At 40.5% G+C, this 20,254-nt stretch carries 19 protein-coding genes and 1 tRNA gene; 16 read left to right on the top strand and 4 right to left on the bottom strand.

The window, feature by feature from the left end; all coding sequences use genetic code 11:
* Positions 1-219: 219 nt before the first annotated feature.
* The 4 genes from ACM0OR_RS04060 to ACM0OR_RS04045 all read left to right on the top strand — a co-directional run bounded on the left by ACM0OR_RS04060 (position 220) and on the right by ACM0OR_RS04045 (position 4,151).
* Positions 220-945, top strand: a complete 726-nt coding sequence (locus ACM0OR_RS04060; RefSeq protein WP_414575096.1) for a lysophospholipid acyltransferase family protein — start codon at positions 220-222, stop codon at positions 943-945.
* A 535-nt stretch (positions 946-1,480) separates the two neighbouring features.
* Positions 1,481-2,338 carry an alpha/beta fold hydrolase gene (locus tag ACM0OR_RS04055; protein ID WP_414575095.1) on the top strand — a complete coding sequence of 286 codons (858 nt, stop codon included), beginning with the start codon at positions 1,481-1,483 and terminating at the stop codon, positions 2,336-2,338.
* Positions 2,339-2,605: 267 nt separating this feature from the next.
* Positions 2,606-2,770 (top strand): hypothetical protein, encoded by a 165-nt coding sequence (locus ACM0OR_RS04050; RefSeq protein ID WP_414575094.1) that lies wholly within the window; start codon positions 2,606-2,608, stop codon positions 2,768-2,770.
* A 256-nt stretch (positions 2,771-3,026) separates the two neighbouring features.
* The gene (locus ACM0OR_RS04045; protein WP_414575092.1) at positions 3,027-4,151 is read left to right on the top strand and encodes a hypothetical protein; all 1,125 of its coding nucleotides are present in this window, start codon (positions 3,027-3,029) and stop codon (positions 4,149-4,151) included.
* On the opposite strand, the gene ACM0OR_RS04040 is transcribed toward ACM0OR_RS04045, so the two are convergent.
* Complete coding sequence (locus ACM0OR_RS04040) at positions 4,152-4,808, bottom strand: Uma2 family endonuclease (RefSeq protein ID WP_414575091.1); 657 nt, start codon at positions 4,806-4,808, stop codon at positions 4,152-4,154.
* Positions 4,809-4,962: 154 nt separating this feature from the next.
* Here ACM0OR_RS04040 and ACM0OR_RS04035 point away from each other — a divergent pair, with 154 nt between their 5' ends.
* The 7 genes from ACM0OR_RS04035 to ACM0OR_RS04005 all read left to right on the top strand — a co-directional run bounded on the left by ACM0OR_RS04035 (position 4,963) and on the right by ACM0OR_RS04005 (position 12,219).
* On the top strand, positions 4,963-6,438 hold the full coding sequence (locus ACM0OR_RS04035; protein ID WP_414575090.1) for a leucyl aminopeptidase: 1,476 nt from the start codon (positions 4,963-4,965) through the stop codon (positions 6,436-6,438).
* Between the two features lie 239 nt (positions 6,439-6,677).
* Positions 6,678-7,703, top strand: a complete 1,026-nt coding sequence (plsX, locus tag ACM0OR_RS04030; protein WP_414575089.1) for a phosphate acyltransferase PlsX — start codon at positions 6,678-6,680, stop codon at positions 7,701-7,703.
* 117 nt (positions 7,704-7,820) lie between these two features.
* Positions 7,821-8,813 carry a beta-ketoacyl-ACP synthase 3 gene (locus ACM0OR_RS04025; protein WP_414575088.1) on the top strand — a complete coding sequence of 331 codons (993 nt, stop codon included), beginning with the start codon at positions 7,821-7,823 and terminating at the stop codon, positions 8,811-8,813.
* Positions 8,814-9,045: 232 nt separating this feature from the next.
* A complete protein-coding gene (gene fabD / locus ACM0OR_RS04020; RefSeq protein ID WP_414575087.1) occupies positions 9,046-9,927 on the top strand; it encodes an ACP S-malonyltransferase in 882 nt (293 codons plus the stop codon).
* Between the two features lie 135 nt (positions 9,928-10,062).
* Positions 10,063-10,701: a lysophospholipid acyltransferase family protein gene (locus ACM0OR_RS04015; RefSeq protein WP_323264814.1), complete on the top strand. Its 639-nt coding sequence runs from the start codon at positions 10,063-10,065 to the stop codon at positions 10,699-10,701.
* Between the two features lie 100 nt (positions 10,702-10,801).
* A complete protein-coding gene (locus ACM0OR_RS04010; protein WP_414575086.1) occupies positions 10,802-11,839 on the top strand; it encodes an AI-2E family transporter in 1,038 nt (345 codons plus the stop codon).
* A gap of 86 nt (positions 11,840-11,925) precedes the next feature.
* A complete protein-coding gene (locus ACM0OR_RS04005) occupies positions 11,926-12,219 on the top strand; it encodes a DUF2288 domain-containing protein (protein WP_190696968.1) in 294 nt (97 codons plus the stop codon).
* Positions 12,220-12,369: 150 nt separating this feature from the next.
* Here ACM0OR_RS04005 and ACM0OR_RS04000 read toward each other — a convergent pair whose 3' ends face one another.
* From ACM0OR_RS04000 to ACM0OR_RS03990, 3 genes are all read right to left on the bottom strand, one after another.
* A complete protein-coding gene (locus ACM0OR_RS04000; protein ID WP_414575085.1) occupies positions 12,370-12,897 on the bottom strand; it encodes a YdcF family protein in 528 nt (175 codons plus the stop codon).
* A 241-nt stretch (positions 12,898-13,138) separates the two neighbouring features.
* A tRNA-Arg gene (locus ACM0OR_RS03995) sits at positions 13,139-13,212 on the bottom strand.
* A gap of 33 nt (positions 13,213-13,245) precedes the next feature.
* The gene (locus tag ACM0OR_RS03990; RefSeq protein WP_414575084.1) at positions 13,246-14,343 is read right to left on the bottom strand and encodes a tocopherol cyclase family protein; all 1,098 of its coding nucleotides are present in this window, start codon (positions 14,341-14,343) and stop codon (positions 13,246-13,248) included.
* Between the two features lie 26 nt (positions 14,344-14,369).
* Between ACM0OR_RS03990 and ACM0OR_RS03985 the strand changes: the two genes are divergently transcribed.
* The 5 genes from ACM0OR_RS03985 to ovoA all read left to right on the top strand — a co-directional run bounded on the left by ACM0OR_RS03985 (position 14,370) and on the right by ovoA (position 20,173).
* Complete coding sequence (locus ACM0OR_RS03985) at positions 14,370-14,948, top strand: J domain-containing protein (RefSeq protein WP_323264817.1); 579 nt, start codon at positions 14,370-14,372, stop codon at positions 14,946-14,948.
* A 157-nt stretch (positions 14,949-15,105) separates the two neighbouring features.
* Complete coding sequence (gene tatC, locus ACM0OR_RS03980; protein ID WP_323264818.1) at positions 15,106-15,900, top strand: twin-arginine translocase subunit TatC; 795 nt, start codon at positions 15,106-15,108, stop codon at positions 15,898-15,900.
* 6 nt (positions 15,901-15,906) lie between these two features.
* Positions 15,907-16,242: a tRNA-binding protein gene (locus ACM0OR_RS03975; protein WP_323264823.1), complete on the top strand. Its 336-nt coding sequence runs from the start codon at positions 15,907-15,909 to the stop codon at positions 16,240-16,242.
* 1,301 nt (positions 16,243-17,543) lie between these two features.
* A complete protein-coding gene (gene egtD, locus ACM0OR_RS03970; protein ID WP_414575083.1) occupies positions 17,544-18,518 on the top strand; it encodes an L-histidine N(alpha)-methyltransferase in 975 nt (324 codons plus the stop codon).
* A 323-nt stretch (positions 18,519-18,841) separates the two neighbouring features.
* A complete protein-coding gene (gene ovoA, locus ACM0OR_RS03965; protein WP_323266025.1) occupies positions 18,842-20,173 on the top strand; it encodes a 5-histidylcysteine sulfoxide synthase in 1,332 nt (443 codons plus the stop codon).
* Positions 20,174-20,254: the final 81 nt, after the last annotated feature.

The following is a 20,254-nucleotide window of genomic DNA, read 5'->3' as shown; positions in this document are numbered from 1 at the left end:
ATTTTCATAAAAAAGACAGAAATTAACTATTAAAAATTCAGTTAAATGTTTTTTATCACATCTATAGTTATAGGTAATGTAAACCCCCAAATAATTGATATTTGCTAGCTTCTGCTCATAAAACATTTCTACCTTAAGACAGTCATGGGATTAGTAAAGAAATGTAAAAATTAAGTCAAGATAAACTGCGATATTTTTCGCAAAGTATATAGATTAGCTATGAGTCTCAATAGACCTCTAGACATTTCTCAATCATTCTTAGCTACACTCTCAACAAATATGTTTCGTTATTACGAGGATCGCATTCCCCAAGATGCTAGTTTGTTAGTAGTGAGCAATCATCGCAGTTTTATGGATGCCCTGATATTAATGGCAGCTTTAGAAAGTCCGATTCGCTTTGCTTGTCATCACTACATGGGACAAGTACCAATTTTGCGAGAGATTGTCACGGGACAATTAGGTTGTTTTCCTCTAGAAGAAAACCAGCAGCGTCAGCAAAGCTTTTTTGTGCAGTCCCAGCAGTTATTACGAAGAAAACAGATGGTGGGAGTGTTTCCTGAAGGTGCTAATCCCATGGTGAAATACACTGAACCGAATCAAGTGGGTGAATTTCGTCGTGGGTTTGCTCATCTGGCGTTACGTTCTGATGTGTCAGATTTAGGTGTGTTACCAGTGGCGATCGCCTCTTTAGAAGAGGTGAATACAGCCGCTTTTCCCTTGCGGTTGTTAAGTTTATTTGACCCTTCCGAACCTTTATTTAATCAGTCTGGTTGGCATCCTCTGGTAATTTATCGTCGCGTGGCTGTGTTAATTGGTCGTCCCTATTGGATTACATCTCAACATCAACAGCAATATCACGGCAAACAGGCAAAAAATGTCGTAGCTGAACTAACCACGTACTGTCACCGGGAAATTGCCCACTTACTCATGCAAGGCTGCTATTAAAATTGTAGATGTTTTTTTACTAAATGATGGCTCTCATTCAGCAATATATAGCAATTAAACATCATTGATCAGATAGGAAAGCCCTGATGAATACCAGTAATCTGGAGTCTAAAATCTGGTAGTTATCATAGATAGAAGAGGATTGCTATATAAAGTTCTTATAGTAATCATCAGTAATTCTGACCAAAGTTGCATAAAATACATTTAACTGTTCTTCAATTTATACTAATTCAAAACATTTTGGTATTACATTGGTAGATCCGTAAAAGCACATGACTACTTTATTTGTTATTTATATTCTTGATTTAAACTACTATTAACCAGCAAATTCATGTATTTTTAAATTTAGGTTAAGTAATTATTAACATACTAAAATAAATTTAAAGTATTTGTTACATTTGAAGCTATGATCTGAAGATAAATTTAACTTTGACGACTGCGCTTCAACCCTTTTATTGTCCTAGTTATGTAGAATTTTGGATTTTTCTGGGGTAAAGCTGAATAAAAACGATCACGTGACTAAAATTTTGCCACAATGCCAGAAGTTGAACTAAAGCCGTGTTTTCTCACACCTAGACAAGTTAAGCCAGAATACCCGCTATTTGTGTATTTGCCGGGAATGGATGGAACTGGTCAACTATTGCGATCGCAAACAGCAGGATTAGAAGTTGGCTTTGATGTCCGGTGTTTGGCAATACCCCGTCAAGACTTGACGACTTGGGAAGCACTCACCAGTAACGTATTAGACTTAATCCATGCGGAATTAGAGAAAAGTTCTCAGAGGTCAGTTTATTTATGTGGTGAGTCCTTTGGCGGTTGCTTGGCGATGAAAGTAGCCATCCAAGCCCCACAATTATTTAAACGCATAATTTTAATTAACCCAGCATCCGCCTTTGGACTGAGGCCGTGGTTAGATTGGTCATCTCAACTAATGCACTTAGTCCCAGGATGCTTTTACGATATCGGCGCACTGGGTTTGTTACCATTTTTAGCATCTTTACCCCGAATCTCGCGAAATGTCAGACATGAACTGCTAAAAACCATGCGTTCTGTACCACCAGAGACAGTGAATTGGCGAGTATCCATGTTGAGAGAATTTAGTATTGATGAAAATAAGTTGCGTTCTCTTCAACAAGCCGTTTTATTAATTGCCGGTGCTAGCGATCGCCTTTTACCTTCTGTTAGCGAAATCCAACGCCTAGCCAACATCATACCCAATAGCAGAACTTTAGTCCTACCGGAAAGTGGACACGCCTGCTTATTAGAAGAAGGTGTAAATCTCTATGAAATTCTTCAGTCTCATAACTTTTTAGAGATCAAAAACCTGTCCGATAATACACAATTTCCTATGGAAATAGCAAAGGCTTACAAAATTTATCATCCAACCAATTAGCAAACTCACTTTAAAAATTTTCTGCCGTTTAAAAAATTACGACTTAAGTTTCAAAAACCTTATATTTTTCTGGGTACTGCCAAAAAAATCATGTTAGGCAAATCTAGAAAACCTTATGGGATAACAAGGGTTTCCAATTTACATCGGGTTGGAAACTGAATATAACATTTAGATAAAATTTTCAGATTTTCCGAAAACAACATATTCAAAGAGGAAGATACATAGGGGAATCAGATGTATTCCTTCCGTAAAGATTAAGGAACTAATATGAAACTACAAAAAACCACAACAACAAGCAGACTAGAGCAAGCATCTACGCTGTTAAATAAAATCAATGACAGCAACCTTCAAGAAGTTACTGGTGGTTTTGGATATACTAATCCAGATCCTAACAGACCAGAAAGTGAAAAACAGGGTACTCGCGCAGTCTAAATAGTTTTACCAATCATCTTTTGTTTGGTCAACTGTAAGTGAAACTCTAACACGCGAGCAATAAAGTCTTATATCAAGATTTTTTGCTCGAACAACTACTTAACCCAGGGACGTAGAAAAGGATAAAATACTTTTCTTACGCCCTACGGGGTTATATTTGCATTTTAAAAACTTTATGCTGATTGGAAGATGTCAAACAAGGTAATAGTTAATTACAACCGAAAAAGAGAAGTTGTAACCAGGCTAATACTTACCAATGTCAGACGAGATTCAATCTAGAAAAAACAATATCAATCAAACAGTTGATTCACCCACAAATCCAAAATCAGCAGCAGATAAAAATCAAACATCCCTGATAGAGAATTTTGGCAGCACAGGCAAAATATTTCTAAATAAAGCAGTTGGAGTAGGAACAGCAACCGCAAAAACCACCCATAATTTATTTGCACAAGCAACTCAAATCACAGGCAAAGTCATCAATAATATTGAGCAAAATTGGCTGATTAGAAGAATATCAGGCTTTTTAAATCTCAATTGGCTGATTGGTGCTAGTGACAGTGTTGATTTAGAAAAAGCAGCAACTGCGGTCAAAAAAATCCAACAGAAAAACCCCAAAGAATCCCCCAGGCAAATAGCCCACCGCATCATGATGGAAAAAGCCACGAAAGCCGGGGGAATTGGTTTAGCAAGTAGTATTTTGCCAGGAGTCGCCACCGCGCTGTTAGCAGTTGACTTGGCGGCGACAATGAAGTTGCAGACAGAAATGTTATATCAAATTGCTGCTGCCTATGGCTTAGATTTAAAAGACTCTAGCCGCAAAGGTGAACTGTTAACAATTTTTGGTTTAGGTTTAGGTGGAAATCGCCTCCTGAAAGCAGCCGGACTAGTTTTATTGCGAAACGTCCCCTTTGCTGGAGCAGCGATCGCAGCTAGTGCCAATGCCACCATGAGTTATTCTTTAGGATATGCCGCTTGTCGTTTTTACGAAGCCAAACTAGATGAATCAGTGTCATTAGAATCGCCGCAAACACTGGCAACTTTAAAAGCAGAAAGCGAAAAATACCTAGAAACTGCGATCGCTCAACAAGCAGTCATGGATAAAATATTAGTCCGCATGATTCTAGCCAGTCACCCCGAAAAAACTTGGCAAGAAATCTTACCCCAACTACAAGCCGCCAACCTCAGTCCAACTTCCATATCGGCCATTGAGAAAAATATCAAATCACCCCAACCCTTAGATCAGCTACTCAACCAACTAGATCGGGATTTTGCCATACCCTTACTAGCACAGTGTCAAAGAATTGCCCAACTAGACAATCAGACTACACCAGTAGAGCAAGAAATTATGACTGCGATCGCCAAAAAATTTGATATTGATTAGTTATTCGATTTGCTCAGGATCAACACCGAGCGATAGTAAACGCTGTTTTAACTGCTCTACCTGCTGCTGTGCTTCTCGTAGTGCTTGCGCCTGTTCTGTCGGATTCAGTAACTTTTCACCTGTATCTTCCCGATAAAAACCGATCAATTCTCCTTCCACTTGCAACCGCAACCCCAAAGGTTCACTGCGATTGTCTGTAATCAATTCATATATATCTTGCCGTAAGCGATAGCCTTGTAACTGCCCCTTCACCCATTCACCTTTGGGGTCAAATAGCCAGTATTCCTTGACTCCCAGTTGCTCGTACAAAGTCTTCTTAAATTCCAGATCCTGATTTTTCGTCCCGGCTGAAGTCATCTCAAAAATTACAGATGGAACTTCCCCTTCTTCCCAGACTTTGTAATTATCTCGACCACCAGGCGCGACATTAAAAATTACCATCACATCTGGTGCAACTCGCAACTTAGGGAAACCCTGAGCGTAGTAGAGAAACTGATTAGCCAGGACTGTTGCCTGTTGTCCTTGTAAATACTGGCGCAGAACTTCTAGAGTTGCCAGCAAAACGCACAGGTGGGCATAACTTTCTGCCACAGGTTCACCGTCAGAACTAGGATAGAACACTTCTGCCCGTTGTTTGGATGATAGAGCTTGAGTCACGTCGCTTCGCTCCGAATTCAAAATTTGCAGAAGGTCTGAGTATATTCTCAATTATATGCCCCACAGTCATCAGTTCCTTCTCCTTCCCAAGTCTCTCACTCGAAAAATTTTGAGCAATACTTATACAAGAAGTAAGTTTACGCAAAATTCAAAAATGGCCATTCAACTAAGTGACAAGCCCTTGCTAGAGTGGGCAGGAGATACCCTCGCGATCGCATTATTTGAAGAAGCAGTAGAGTTAACCGGGGAACTGGCAACATTAGATGAGAAGTTGTCCGGCATTTTAAAAGAAATAATTGCCGAAGAAGAATTTACAGGCAAAGCCAACAGCACCATTTTTAGCCGTGTTAGTGGTGCTAGCCCAGTTAAAAAAATTATTTTAGTGGGTTTAGGCAAAGCCGATAACCTCAAATTAGAAACTCTCAGACGTGCGGCTGCGGTGGTAGGAAAAGTTGCCAAAAAACAGAAAAGCAAAGTTTTGGGCTTTAGTTTCCCCTTGTGGAATAATGATCCAGCCGCCTCTTTACAAGCACTAGCCGAAGGTGTGCAGCTAGGACTTTACCAAGATAATCGCTTTAAATCAGATCCAGAAGATAAAGGTTCACGAGTCGAAACCATCGAATTTCTAGGATTTGCTGGACAAGAAGCAGCAATTACCAAAGCCAACCAAATAGTTTCCGGGGTTATCTTGGCAAGGGAATTAGTCGCCGCCCCAGCCAACACAGTTACACCCATTACGATGGCAGAAATTGCCCAACAAATTGCCCAAGACCACGGGTTACAAATCGAAATTTTGGAACAAGCAGACTGTGAAAAATTAGGCATGGGTGCTTTTTTGGGAGTGGCGCAGGCTTCTGATTTACCCCCAAAATTCATTCACCTCACCTACAAACCAGAAGGTACACCCAAGCGCAAACTAGGAATTGTGGGTAAAGGCTTAACCTTCGATTCCGGCGGACTCAACATTAAAGGTGCTGGTAGCGGGATCGAAACCATGAAAATCGATATGGGTGGTGCAGCCGCTACTTTAGGCGCAGCCAAAGCGATCGCTCAACTCAAACCAGACGCAGAAGTTCACTTTATCTCGGCTGTGACTGAAAACATGATTAGCGGTCATGCCATGCACCCAGGAGACATCCTCACAGCATCTAACGGCAAAACAATTGAAGTGAATAACACTGACGCTGAAGGACGTTTGACCCTTGCAGATGCCTTAGTTTTTACCGACAAATTAGGATTAGATGCGATCGTAGATTTAGCTACCCTAACTGGTGCTTGTGTCATTGCTTTGGGTGACGACATCGCCGGTTTGTACACTCCAGATAATGCTTTAGCTACCCAGCTAGAACAAGCATCGGCAAGCTCAGGCGAAAAAATTTGGCGGATGCCAATGGAAGAAAAATATTTTGACGGGCTTAAATCTGGTATTGCGGATATGAAAAACACCGGGCCTCGTCCTGGTGGTTCAATCACCGCGTCCTTGTTCCTCAAACAATTTGTCAAAGATACCGCCTGGGCGCATCTAGATATTGCCGGGCCAGTGTGGGCAGATAAAGATAATGGCTATAACAACACTGGTGCAACTGGTTTCGGTGTAAGAATGCTGGTTAATTGGGTACTGGAGAACTAGGGAGTAGGGAGTAGGGAGTAGGGAGTAGGGAAGCAGGGGAAGCAGGGGAGATAAGAAATCATCTTTTGAATTTTTTCTGCCCCATTCCCCATGCCCCATTCCCCAATAATTCATGCTATCGTGGGCTTACTGTGATAAGCTGTTGCAAAAATTACAGCAGTAATTCGGCAGCGAGAAAGTTAAGTTTTTTCAGCAAAGCCATCTGGTAAAATTTGTAAGGTTTCTAGAAGCTCTGAGCAATGGGATCGACTGGCGTGCGGATAGCAATTGATGCAATGGGAGGGGATCATGCTCCCGGTGAAATCGTTACTGGCGCGGTGCGAGCCAGTGAAGAATTAGGCGTGAAAGTTTTATTAGTGGGTGATCCCCAAAAAATTAAAGCTGCCTTGCCTCCAAAAACCAATTTGGAAGGAGTGGAAATCATTCCGGCTGAGGATGCGATCGCAATGGATGAAGAGCCTTTAAATGCGGTCAGACGCAAACGCAAGGCCTCTGTTAATGTGGCGATGGATTTGGTAAAGCAGCAAAAGGCAGACGCGGTATTCTCTGCTGGTCACTCTGGGGCAGCGATGGCCTCAGCCTTACTCCGTCTTGGAAGATTGCCAGGGGTTGACCGTCCAGCCATTGGTACAGTGTTTCCTACAATCAAAGCGGGTAAACCAGTCTTAATACTTGATGTCGGTGCAAACGTAGATTGCCGTCCCAAGTTTTTAGAACAGTTTGCCGTCATCGGTTCGATTTATAGTCAGTATGTTTTAGGTACGGATGAACCCAAAGTAGGTTTGTTGAATATTGGCGAAGAAGAGACTAAAGGCAATGAATTAGCCCTACGGACTCATGAACTGTTGCGGGAAAATCCATACATTAGCTTTATTGGTAATGCTGAAGGACGAGATGTACTTTCCGGCGAGTTCGATGTGATTGTCTGTGATGGCTTTGTCGGTAATATCTTACTCAAATTTGCTGAAGCGATCGGTGGGGTAATTTTGCAAATCTTACGGGAAGAATTGCCTCAAGGATTACACGGTCAAATTGGAACAGCTCTTTTAAAACCCAATCTCAAGCGCATTAAGCAGCGCATGGATCATGCCGAGCATGGTGGTGCTTTGCTGTTAGGGGTATCAGGAGTTTGTTTAATCGGTCATGGTAGTTCTCAAGCCCCTTCAGTATTTAACGCCATTCGCATGGCTAAAGAAGCTGTAGACAATAAAGTAATGCAACAACTGCAATCCCAATATGAGATGCTACAGAGTGAGAGTAGTTAGCAATCAGCCACAAGACTAGCAATTACAGCTAGCAAGAAGTCATTGGTTAGCAGCATCAGACTAATGACTAATGACTGATGACTGATGACTAAAAGCTGATAGCTTGGGAGAATAGGAGTGCAAAACTTAGGTATAGCAATAACAGGAAGTGGTTCGGCAGTACCAGCAACTTCCCTTCACAATCAAGAACTCACCCAACTGGTGGAAACATCAGATGAGTGGATTACTACCAGAACAGGAATTCGGCAGCGACGGTTAGCAAATTCCACAGATTCCTTAAGTAGTCTGGCCACTGCTGCAAGCATTCAAGCGATCGCCTCAGCCGGAATTACACCAGGCGATTTAGATTTAATCTTGCTGGCAACTTCCACCCCAGATGACTTATTTGGTAGCGCGTGTAAAGTTCAAGCTGAGTTAGGTGCAACCCAAGCAGTAGCTTTTGACCTCACAGCAGCTTGCTCTGGCTTTGTATTTGGGCTAGTCACAGCCGCCCAATACATTAGAACAGGCGCATATCGAAATGTACTGCTGATCGGAGCAGATGTCCTCTCTCGTTGGGTAGATTGGCAAGACAGGCGCACTTGCGTATTGTTTGGTGATGGGGCTGGTGCAGTTGTATTGCAAGCCAATGATAGCGATCGCTTATTAGGATTTGCCCTCAAAAGTGATGGTACTCAAAACCACTACCTCAACTTAGCTTATCAAGGTACTCCCCAAGAAATCATTCCCGGCGTAAATGTTACTCAAGGCACTTATCAACCCATCACCATGAACGGCAAAGAAGTTTACCGCTTCGCCGCCCAAAAAGTGCCGGAAATCATTGATAAGGCATTATTTGCAGCTAATCTCACTGTTGACCAAATAGACTGGTTGTTACTGCATCAAGCCAATCAACGTATCCTTGATACCGTTGCCCAACGCCTCAATATTCCTGACCACAAAGTAATCAGCAATTTGGCTAATTACGGTAATACCTCCGCCGCCTCCATTCCCATAGCTTTAGATGAAGCAGTGCGGGAAGGCAAAATAAAAACCAATGACATCATAGCTGCATCCGGCTTTGGAGCAGGTTTAACCTGGGGTGCAGCAATTTTCCAATGGGGAAGATAAACAATTAAAAATTAAAAATTAAAAATTAAAAAATTGGATTCTTTATTTTTAATTTGCGTACCCCTCCAGAGTGAATCCTACGGATACGCTACGCGTAGCGTGTCGCAGACAAAAGTTCTGTAGGCGGGTTTCCCAATTTAGGAACGCCACTTGCTACAAGCCGGGAAACCCGGCCAACGCAGTGGCTCAAATTTTCAAGACGAATTTTGAATTTGAGTGAAGCGATTGACCAATGACTAAAACTGCATGGGTGTTTCCCGGACAAGGTTCTCAAACACTGGGAATGGGAACAGACTTATTAGATATACCAGAGGCCAAAGCCAAGTTTGACCAAGCTGAGTCAATCTTAGGCTGGTCTGTAACAGAAATCTGCCAAAACGAAGAAGAAAAGTTATCAAAGACACTCTACACTCAGCCCTGTCTTTACGTAGTAGAAAGTATCTTAGCTGACCTCATCCGGGAAAAAGGACACCAGCCAGATTTAGTTGCTGGTCACAGTTTGGGAGAATACATTGCCCTTTACGTTGCGGGTGTGTTTGAGTGGTCAGCCGGATTAGAGTTAGTCAAGCGACGCGCCGAACTCATGGATAGTGCCGCAGGCGGAATGATGGCGGCTTTGATGAACTTTGACCGTGAAAAACTAGAAAAGGTACTGGCTGAAAATCCTGATGTAGTTTTAGCAAATGATAACAGTCCAGCACAGGTAGTCATCTCCGGCACTCCAGAGGCAGTACAAACAGTCATGTCTCAAGTTAAAGCTAAACGTGCCATCCCCCTGAAAGTTTCGGGAGCATTCCACTCGCATCTGATGGCAAATGTGGCAGATGATTTTCAAAAAATTCTTGATACTGTAGAATTTCAATCAGCTAAAGTACCAGTATCATCGAACGTCCAGCCAGAACCCGCCGTTGATGCTGAAATTTTAAAGCAACGCCTCAGCCAACAAATGACAGGTTCAGTTCGCTGGCGAGAAATTGCTTTACAACTACCAGCTAATAGTATTGAAAGAGTAGTAGAAATCGGCCCTGGTAACGTGCTAACTGGTTTGATTAAACGCAGCACAACTGATTTAATCTTAGAAAACATCCGTAACGCTGCTGAATTACCAAATTAGGGAATGGGGACTGGTGACTGGGGAAAAGAGCAAAGGGGAAAATAATTAATCTAATCCCTTTGCACCTTTACCTTTACCGTTTTCCCTCATAATCATCCCCAATCATCCCCAATCATCCCCAATCCCCAATCCCCTATGTCTCGAACTCGCGAACCGTTTATTAGTCTAGCTCTTTACCATGCTTTCAAGTGGTCGGTAGTCAGTCCGATGCTTCATGCTTACTTTCGGGGACGGATTTATGGTGTGGAAAATGTTCCTCAATCAGGCCCTGTGCTAGTTGTCAGTAATCATGCCAGTTACTTTGACCCGCCGATTGTCTCGAATTGTGTTGCGCGTCCAGTAGCATACATGGCTAAAGAAGAATTATTTGATGTCCCAGTTCTGGCACAAGCTATTAAATTGTATGGTGCTTACCCAGTAAGTCGGGGAAGTGCCGATCGCAATGCTATCCGCGCAGCTCTAGAGTATCTTAATAATGGCTGGGCTGTTGGCGTATTCTTAGAAGGAACGCGTACCCCCGATGGCCGTATTAGTGACCCAAAACGCGGTGCAGCACTGTTAGCTGCTAAGGCACAGGCCCCTATATTACCTGTATGTTTGTGGGGTTCGGAGAAAATTTTACAACCAGGCTCATCCTTACCGCGTGCAGTTCCCCTCACGGTAAGAATTGGTAATTTAATTGATACCCCCAGTTCTACCAATAAAGAAGAATTGGAACGTGTAACACAAAAATGTGCCGCCGTCATTAACCAAATGCACGATTTAGGGCGTTGAGTAAAATATTTAGAACATATGCTCCCAGAAAGTAGCGATCGCTGCTTTAACTTTTGTAGATTAAAACTCAATATTCAAAAATTAGGCATGACTAACTATTATGCGTGGATTTGAAGCCAAAACTTTTTGGCATCGTCTGAATAATTCCTTAATAGTACGCTTTTTACTATTAGTCGCTGCTGGTTGGGCTTTAGTCCAGCTTTTAGCATACTTTCAAACAGTAATTGTGATTTTTACGTTTGCCACTATTTTGGCTTTTTTACTCAGCTATCCTGTCAAGTGGTTGCAGCATTTTTTGCCCCACGGTATAGCAGTTGTTATAGTTTTTATAGTTAGCATAATATTTCTGAGTGGACTATTAATTACTATTGGTGTGGCAGTTGTATCTCAGGGGCAACAATTAATAGACAGTATCTCTAATTTTTTAACTTCTTTATTACCTTTCTTAGAAAGAATTGAAGAAACTCTGCGTAATCGTAATTTGCAAATAGACTTAAGTATAATTCAAGAGCAATTACGAAATCAAGCAATATCAACTTTAGTCACAAGCCTAACTATATTACAACAATTGCTGTCTAATTTTGTCACTTTTATCATAATTGCTGTTGTAGCTTTTTTTATGTTGCTAGATGGTGAAAAATTGTGGAAATTCATTCTCAGATTTTTACCTAATCAGCATCGTGGAAGATTTACAAATATTCTGCGCCGGAATTTCTTAGGTTTTTTTCGAGGTCAGTTACTATTAACTTTATTTCTAACTAGTGCAAGTTTTATTGTTTTTATATTATTTAATGTCCCTTTCGCTTTACTTCTGTCTTTGATAGTAGGGATACTTGATATTATTCCAGGTATAGGAGCAACTTTAGGAGTGAGTGTAATTACTTTGATTATTTTATCTCAAGATGTTTGGTTAGCATTAAAAGTTTTAATAGCTTGCATAATTCTTCAACAAATCCAAGATAATTTAATTGCCCCTCGCGTTATGCAAGGAACATTAAATCTTAATCCTGTAGTGGTATTCTTCGCTCTGTTAGTAGGTGCAAGAGTTGCAGGATTATTGGGGATTTTTTTGTCGATTCCAATTACTGGAGTAATTGTATCGTTGTTTGAAATTAATGCTATGAAGTCAGAAGTTTAGGGAATAGTTATTTTTTCTATTGTCTTCTCAATGACAAATTCCACATTATTGTAAAATCAACATATACACGCAAAAAACAGCAAATCATGTCAGATGTAAGAAAGGAATTATCAGAAATATTAGACGAAGCCGAGTGGGAATGGCTGATTCCCCATGTCCAAAGAGAAGCGGTTATTTTGGTGTCGCTAGACTTAGATTTGCTCAATGTAGGCGAAGCGATCGCAACTGATAATACCTCATCTGTCGAACAATGGATTGAGCGTCAATTAATTACTAAGCCTTCAGTCACTCAAGTGGGAGAATGGAATTGCGATCGCGAAAAGCGATTTAAAACCCTGATCATCCAGCCCTATGTTCTGGTGCAAGAAATCGCAGCCTGATTCCAATTTAGGAGTAATGAGTGCTGAGTAATGAGTAATGAGTAATGAGTAATGAGTGCTGTTAGCGGTAGCGCGGCGTTTAGCCGATGCTGAGTTATGAGTTCGGATAATTCTAACTTAGTCCCTAGAAACATTTTCATACCGCATTTCTCACCGCCGATGTTTAACTTCTTCCGCACCTGTGTAACCAGTAGCTACCCAAACTAACGATCTAACTCCATCACGAATAGATTTTTCAATAGGTTCAGGTGGTGTTTGGGACGGTACTGGTATCGCTTTAAACTTAATTCCCCTACTACCCAAAATTATCTCAGCAATTACGCAGGCGCGGCGCATATGAAAATCTGAGGTGATTAAATAAACATTCTTAATCTTGCGTGCTTGTAAGTCGTCTACTAATGTAGTAAAATTTGTAACGGTATCTACTGCCTCATAGTCTAAATGTAAACGTTGAGGATTAATACCAGCCTTATTAAACACCCGTTTGGTAAAGACAGGTGGACTACCGCCAGAAATCAGTATTGGTAAATTTGGATACTGACTGGCAAATTTGGCAGTAAATTTTTCTCTTTCTAGGTTCTTGGTTGAGCCACCTAAAACAATAACTGCTTCGGGTTTTTCAATATTGTTTTGTACTTCCTGATATCCCAACCAAATTAGTAGTGGTAGAACAACCACTGCAAATTGAAATGACTTACCTCTAAACAATAGATTATTCTTCAAGGCTCTAAAACTTCGTCTGATGATTGTGTCTATGAGATCAGAAAAATAAGAATATTGGCAAACTCACCCAAACATCCCTTTGCGATCTACGCTAATATGCAGTTAAGCACATATCAACTATAGATATGCAAAACTCAGCGATCATCCCGGAGATAGGAATTGCGATCGCTAGCTTGATGCAATGAGTTGTTGATGACGGGACTGGCCAGGCTCGAACCGGCGACCTAGCGCTTAGGAGGCGCTCGCTCTATCCAACTGAGCTACAGCCCCAACTACGGAGCATATACAATGATAGCAGTAGTTTTAGGTGGACTGCCAAAAATTGTTCCAAGAACCGCCGCCAATTTCTAACCCACAAAGATAGCTGTCTGCTTTGAGAATGACTAGAGGGGATGTACCCCTTATTTGTCGTAACTCTAAAGTCAGCTTTCCTTGCATAGTGTCCTGACAACAAAATTGTAAACCTTTTGCTGTCGGCGCACGCAGGGGTGTACCGGGTAGATGAGTAGTTCCGGTTAATTCAATCTCATAATCTAGGTTTTTTGCTTTCATTTGCCATCTACCCCAGGGTTGAATATCCCACTCTACTTTGGCATTCCAGGGGACGAATTCATAAAACTGGCCTTGATAATGCAACCCAATCATCGCTACAGATTCCATCCACCACAACACACCCCGTCTACCACCGCCAGCCGTTAACGCCAAATCAGGTTCGCCATCAAAGCTATTACAATTCAACCAAAACCATTTCTGGGGAAAAGCACCACCCCAATTTTTTTCCCCATAGGCTGGCGCATTCTGAAATTGATAAATTTTGCCATTCCAATCAATCCAACCACTAGCCAAGCCATGAGCCATTAAAATCTGCCATCCTGGTTCAAAAATCTGTAAAAACGACAGCCAGCCAGCAGTAGATTGCTGAATACTATTTTGATTACCCCAGCCATATACAGGCTGAATTTCATACTCCCAACGGCAATAAAAACCAGTAGCAGGATCTTGCATAAATCCCTGATTCAAATTTGCAGTAGCTTGATAACCTTCTTGGACATATTGTGCAAACTCTGATGGTAACAGGTAGAGGGGTTGGCTATTGAGGTTAGTTTTACCCCAATGACCCAAAGCCAAAGCATCTCGACTAGCCCAAAATTTAGTCACATCAGGAAAAATCCGACAGAGATATTCATCATTCACACCCAGGACTTGCGCCGCACCGCCACTGTAGGGTTGACCGCCAATGGGGTCTTCAATGGAATACATAAAAGCAAAAGTCTGACCACAATCTGGCAAAGTGACGCGGTAATACCAGCCTTCAAAAAAACGGCGACCACTCCCGTCCCAATGGTATCCACTGTGAGGTGTTTGAGTAGATTGAAGAGGATTGACTGGAATAGTTAACATAGATTTATCTACTTCTATTTCTCTGTATGCGCGATTGTCTTGATATTAATCATGCTTATGAAATTCTAGGGTTAAAACCTGGTGTATCGCAGGTAGAGATAAAACGAGCTTATCGTCAAATAGTGAAAATTTGGCATCCCGATCGCTTTATTCATCCACAGCAAAAACAGCAAGCAGAGGCCAAAATTAAACAAATCAACGCTGCTTACAATCTGCTCAAGTCAGAAAGTCCCACTGTGACACCGCCTGCTGCAACTGCACCCAAAAATGCGCCAAACGTATCAGTCAATCGCTTTGATGGGGAAACTTTCTATAACTATGGTGTGGAGAGCGTAGGACAAGGAGAATATCAAGAAGCGATCGCCTACTTTACCCAAGCAATTCGCCTCAACCCCCGCTATATTGAAGCTTATAAATATCGTGGATTCGTTTGCTCTCAATTAGGCTATGAATACAGAGCCGCATCAGATTTGAATAAAGCCGCACAGCTAGAAGGTAAAATCCCCACAGCCACTTCTTTTTCACAGGTCAAGTATAAAACTCAGCGTCCATCTTTGGTAGCTAAATGGTGTCAAAAACTCAAAAATTTACTCAAATGGCGTTGAGTAATGAGTAATGAGTAATGAGTAATGAGTAAATTCCCCTTGTCTCCCCTGCTCCCTACTCCCTGCTCCCTGCTACCCTGTTCTTCTGCTCTCCTGCTTTCTAATTATTGGCTTCGCCAGATAGAATAGTTAGCAAATGTTGCCTACCACCTGACTCATGACACCTTCACAAGAACTAGAAACCGTAAACACTCCTGACATCGATACTGAGGGATATGGCAACTCAGAACCTCATCCCATAAATGAGTTACCTGATGAGGTCGAAATGTCTCTTTTCGACCACTTAGAAGAATTACGACAACGGATTTTTTATGCCCTGATTGCTGTAGCTGTGGGAGTTGTCGGTTGTTTTCTAGCTGTGAAACCAATTGTCCAGCTGCTAGAAGTCCCAGCCAAGGGAGTTAAATTTCTGCAACTTGCACCGGGAGAATATTTCTTTGTCTCTATAAAAGTTGCAGCCTACAGTGGCATAGTCATCTCTAGTCCCTTCATACTTTATCAAGTTATCCAGTTTGTGCTGCCAGGACTAACTCGCCGTGAACGTCGATTACTGGGGCCGATAGTTTTAGGGTCGAGTGTGTTATTTGGTGCTGGTTTAGTTTTTGCTTATTCACTGCTCATTCCCGCCGCTTTAAATTTCTTTATCAGCTACGGTGCGGATGTAGTCGAACAAATTTGGTCAATTGACAAGTATTTTGAATTTGTACTGTTATTAATGTTCAGTACCGGGTTAGCCTTCCAAGTGCCGATCATCCAACTGTTACTGGCTAATCTGGGAATTGTTTCTTCTGCAACCATGCTAGCTGGTTGGCGATCGGTGATTCTGGGGGGAGTAATTTTAGGTGCTGTTCTTACCCCTTCTACAGACCCTCTCACCCAAAGTCTTTTGGCTGGTGCTGTTTTAGGTCTTTACTTTGGTGGTATTGGTTTAGTCAAACTCTCTGGCAAATAGCGATTAATCATGCAAATCAGCTATGAAGACTTTGCGAAAGTCGAAATTCGTGTTGGTAAAGTTGTTCAAGTAGAGCCATTTACTAAAGCCCGAAAACCAGCTTATAAACTGTGGATAGACTTTGGTGATTTGGGTATAAAAAAATCTAGCGCACAAATCACCAAACTATATCAGCCAGAGGATATTATCAACCAATTCATCTTAGCTGTGACAAACTTTCCACCTCGTCAAATAGCTGATTTCATGTCTGAAGTTTTGGTTTTGGGTATAGTTCTGGATGACGGGGAAGTTGCTTTAATTCAACCAGATAGAGATGTACCTTTGGGTAAAAGAATTTTATAAATCATATAGCAATATTAAAGGTTGTTTGAAAAGGTTTGTTCTATAGAATTCCGGTTTAAATTTTGAAAATATACTGAGACTTCAATCTATATCCAACAAGGCTTTTATAGCGTTTCCTATCACATGAGGTATATCATAGTCCCCTTCTTGTGGCGGAGAGAAGTCTGAGCGGCAGTTTCCGCCGAACAGAACTTCGGAAGAGGGGGTTGGGTTTCTTGTACCTCACAGCGAGAACTGCTATATCTAAAAACTCGTTCAGAAATCAAATAGAACTCCTATATGTCATGTTGAATGCAGTTCTGAGCAAAGCGACGGAACTGGAATCTTGGCATACTAAGACACGCTCTGCATACCCCTTCGGGGTGAATCCTACGGATACGCTACGCGTTCACACAGTGTTCCGTAAAGCCTGCGGCATAGCTACGCTTAGGGCGCAGCCTCTCTTAGAGAAGCAAGCTGCGCGGAGCGTTCCGTTTGCGGTAGCGTTTCTAAAGAGAAGGAAACGTAGAGAAACATCTCAGTATATATTCTCCAGAATGACATTTTTATACTTCTAGCAACTTTTCAAACATCCTCTTATGCTCTTCAAATATTATATTGTTTAATCTTGCTTAATAGTTCTTAGTATTTCTCATGATTTAAACACGTAAAAGTTGAAATTTTTATATCCTCGCTTTGATCAAATAACTATATAATTGCTATGTGTAGTAGTTCATACATAAATTTGTAGCTAAAATGGACTGTCTAGTATATCTATATTGAGATTTCTAGTTTCGCAGATGCCCATATAGCGGTACTGATGCAGAAAATGCAACAAGCCTGCTTTAGATTAGGCTGTCTATTTGTTGTTTCAAGTTTCGTGTATAACAACCTTGCTCGTGTTTCCCTAGAAGTGTATATATTAGGCGATCGCTAAATCCCTAAATAATATTAGTTATTCAATAGAGTTCAGTTATTAATCGAAACAAGAATAAAAATAGTTTGGGTTTTGCTATATCTACCCAAGCCATATTTTTCACTCACATAAATTTATTTGCTCATAAATAATTTATTAAAAATTGTTGAAATGGCAGTAAATTCCGAAAATAATAAGTAATCATAGCTCTGACAATATCAAACCCTGCCCTGGCTTCAAAAAAGATGTTTTTAAGCAAAAATGTCTTTATCCAATTAAATTTTTAGGTAAAATATTAATTGGATAAAGAGTATATTAATTTTTTATAAAATAGATACTGGGTTTAAAATTTTAATTTGAAATCTTCCTAATATTGTTCATGTCCAATTGTCCAGGTAATTGCATAATGCTAACAAAGTCTTTAACAATTATTGCAGAGCATCATCAATATTTCAAAAATGATGGTGATGATGTAATTCAAGGATTAAAACAAACACCAAAGAATTTACCACCAAAATATTTTTATGATGATCGCGGCTCGGAATTATTTGAACAAATTTGTGAATTACCAGAATATTATCCCACCAGAACAGAAGCTTGGATATTGCGTCAATATGCCGATGAAATTGCTCAAATCACTGGTAAATCTGAATTGATAGAGTTAGGAAGCGGTAGTTCTACCAAAACTATTTTCCTGTTAGATGCTTATCAAAAAAAGTCCAGTTTATGTAAATATGTACCAATTGATGTTAGTGGTGGAATCCTCAAAGCTAGTGTCCTGAAGCTGCAAAAAAAGTACCCTAATTTATCGATTAATGGCTTAGTAGGAACTTACGAACAAGCATTAATCAAACTAGCCTCTAATGCTTCCCTCTCGCGGATTATTTTCTTTCTGGGAAGTTCGATAGGGAATTTCAATCCCCAAGAGTCGGAGAGGTTTTTACAACAAGTTGCTGATGCTTTAAACCCAGGTGATTACTTTTTACTAGGGTTAGATTTACAAAAACCCAAAGATATTTTAGAAGCAGCCTACAACGACAATCAAGGAGTAACATCTGCTTTTAATTTGAATATGCTCTCCCATTTAAATTGGCGGTTTAAAGGTAATTTTGACCTCAATTTATTTACTCATCAAGCCATTTATAATCAAGCCGACGCTCAAATTGAAATGTATCTGCATTGCCAAAAGAGCCATTGGGTATCTCTAGAAGCTTTAGATTGCAAAGTTTTCTTGGAAGCTGGAGAAAGCATTCTCACTGAAATTTCTCGCAAGTTCGATTTAGAAAATATCCAAAAAGAACTGGAGGTACAAGGACTGAAGACCATCAAGACTTGGACAGACCCCAAGCAGTGGTTTGGCTTGATTCTTTGTCAAGCTTAAATCTTATTGTTTCATGGATGAAAATATAGCTCAAAACTGAGAACCCACGGAGGAATTTCCGAAAATTAAAACGTAATTTAAAATACGAAAATTATGAGTTAATTTACGGATATATCTTACCTAATTCTTTCCTCTTTATCCCCAAATCTTTTGATCCCACAGAGTTTGGGGATTGTTATTCTTATCTTGACGCTGACGCAGATATTGAGAGCTATTCTAGAACTTTTAGAGCAAGAGGGAATAGATTTTTTGCATATCGAATTAAGAACAGATCCAGACAACTATCAAAAAACTCTAAATGCCATCAAAAACTGATAAAAGTAATGAAAATTATTCAATCTACTGAACTGCTAAAACTTGATAGTTGCAATAACCAAGATATTTTCGATTACTTTGATAATGCTTGGCGACTGGAAGATAGACTTTTGGAAAGTCTAGTCGGCGAAGAAACATTTTATCTTAACCCCGACCCTCTCAGAAATCCTCTCATTTTTTATCTGGGTCATTCGCCTGTTTTTTACATCAATAAGTTAATCCAGGTAGGTTTATTAGAAAAACGCCTTAATTCAGACTATGAAATCCTGTTTGAAATTGGCGTTGATCCAGAAAAACCACAGGAATTAAATCAAGCGATCGCGCATTTAGAATGGCCACAAGTTGCAAAGGTTTGGGAATATCGCCAAAAAGCCTATGAGGTAATTTCACAATTTATTCAAACAACTGCAATTGATTTACCAATTCGTCCTAATCATCCCCTATGGGCTTTAATGATGGGACTAGAACACCAGCGTATTCACATTGAAACTTCTTCGATGTTAATTCGCCAACTACCAATTTCTAGGGTTAAACGTCCGCAAAATTGGGAATACGCACCTTGTAATGGTTATACACCCCAAAATGAAATGGTAGAAGTATCTGGGGGTGTAGTAAAAATAGGTAAAGCCTTTGATGATCATACCTATGGATGGGATATTGATTATGGCGATCGCACTGTTGAAGTTGCACCTTTTTTAGCCAGTCAATATCTGATTACCAATGCCGATTTTTTCTATTTTGTCAAGGATGGAGGCTACGAAAATAAAGATTATTGGGATAAAGAATCTTGGTGCTGGAAAACGGAAAACAACATCAAATATCCCAAGTTTTGGCTACCTGAAAATGGTAATTATAAATATCGAGCCATGTTTGATGAAATTAAATTACCTCTAGATTGGCCTGTTGAAGTCAATCACTATGAAGCAATGGCTTACTGTCGTTGGCAAGGTAAAGATACCCGTTTAATGAGTGAAGCTGAATACCATTTAGCAACTTATTGTAACGGTTTAATAGAAGATATAGAAAATTATAATCTCAATTTAAGATTTGGCTCACCTAGTCCAGTTGGAATGCTAGAAACCGCTAAAAGTCACTCTGGATTGTACGATTTACGGGGTAATGTTTGGGAATGGTTGAGTGATAACTTAAATCCGCTTTCAGGATATAAACCTCACTTTCTTTATAAAGACAATTCTGCTATCTTTTTTGATACCAAACATCATATGATGTTAGGTGGATGTTGGATCACTAACGGTACAGAAGCTTTAAAGTATTACCGCAACTGGTTTCGCCCCAATTTTTATCAGCACGCTGGTTTTAGGATTGTCATAAACCAGTAAGTCCGTGCAACTAATTTACTAGTGTTTCACTTTCTAATCAGGAAGCTGAAATAAATTATTGTGCTTAAAAGTAGGAGATGT

The organism is Anabaena sp. CCY 9402-a (genome assembly GCF_963920945.1).
Lineage (GTDB): Bacteria > Cyanobacteriota > Cyanobacteriia > Cyanobacteriales > Nostocaceae > Trichormus > Trichormus minutissimus.
The sequence above is the reverse complement of the archived record's forward strand: the minus strand, read 5'-3'. Positions and strand labels throughout refer to the sequence as shown.

Bases quoted from the DNA above. Each gene is read 5' to 3' on its own strand.
- ACM0OR_RS03985 (WP_323264817.1), top strand. From the start codon at position 14,370: ATGCGCGATTGTCTTGATATTAATCATGCTTATGAAATTCTAGGGTTA.
- ACM0OR_RS04010 (WP_414575086.1), top strand. From the start codon at position 10,802: ATGCGTGGATTTGAAGCCAAAACTTTTTGGCATCGTCTGAATAATTCC.
- ACM0OR_RS04035 (WP_414575090.1), top strand. From the start codon at position 4,963: ATGGCCATTCAACTAAGTGACAAGCCCTTGCTAGAGTGGGCAGGAGAT.
- egtD (WP_414575083.1), top strand. From the start codon at position 17,544: ATGCTAACAAAGTCTTTAACAATTATTGCAGAGCATCATCAATATTTC.
- ACM0OR_RS04050 (WP_414575094.1), top strand. From the start codon at position 2,606: ATGAAACTACAAAAAACCACAACAACAAGCAGACTAGAGCAAGCATCT.
- plsX (WP_414575089.1), top strand. From the start codon at position 6,678: ATGGGATCGACTGGCGTGCGGATAGCAATTGATGCAATGGGAGGGGAT.
- ovoA (WP_323266025.1), top strand. From the start codon at position 18,842: ATGAAAATTATTCAATCTACTGAACTGCTAAAACTTGATAGTTGCAAT.
- ACM0OR_RS04060 (WP_414575096.1), top strand. From the start codon at position 220: ATGAGTCTCAATAGACCTCTAGACATTTCTCAATCATTCTTAGCTACA.
- ACM0OR_RS04055 (WP_414575095.1), top strand. From the start codon at position 1,481: ATGCCAGAAGTTGAACTAAAGCCGTGTTTTCTCACACCTAGACAAGTT.
- ACM0OR_RS03990 (WP_414575084.1), bottom strand. From the start codon at position 14,343: ATGTTAACTATTCCAGTCAATCCTCTTCAATCTACTCAAACACCTCAC.
- fabD (WP_414575087.1), top strand. From the start codon at position 9,046: ATGACTAAAACTGCATGGGTGTTTCCCGGACAAGGTTCTCAAACACTG.
- tatC (WP_323264818.1), top strand. From the start codon at position 15,106: ATGACACCTTCACAAGAACTAGAAACCGTAAACACTCCTGACATCGAT.
- ACM0OR_RS04015 (WP_323264814.1), top strand. From the start codon at position 10,063: ATGTCTCGAACTCGCGAACCGTTTATTAGTCTAGCTCTTTACCATGCT.
- ACM0OR_RS04045 (WP_414575092.1), top strand. From the start codon at position 3,027: ATGTCAGACGAGATTCAATCTAGAAAAAACAATATCAATCAAACAGTT.
- ACM0OR_RS04005 (WP_190696968.1), top strand. From the start codon at position 11,926: ATGTCAGATGTAAGAAAGGAATTATCAGAAATATTAGACGAAGCCGAG.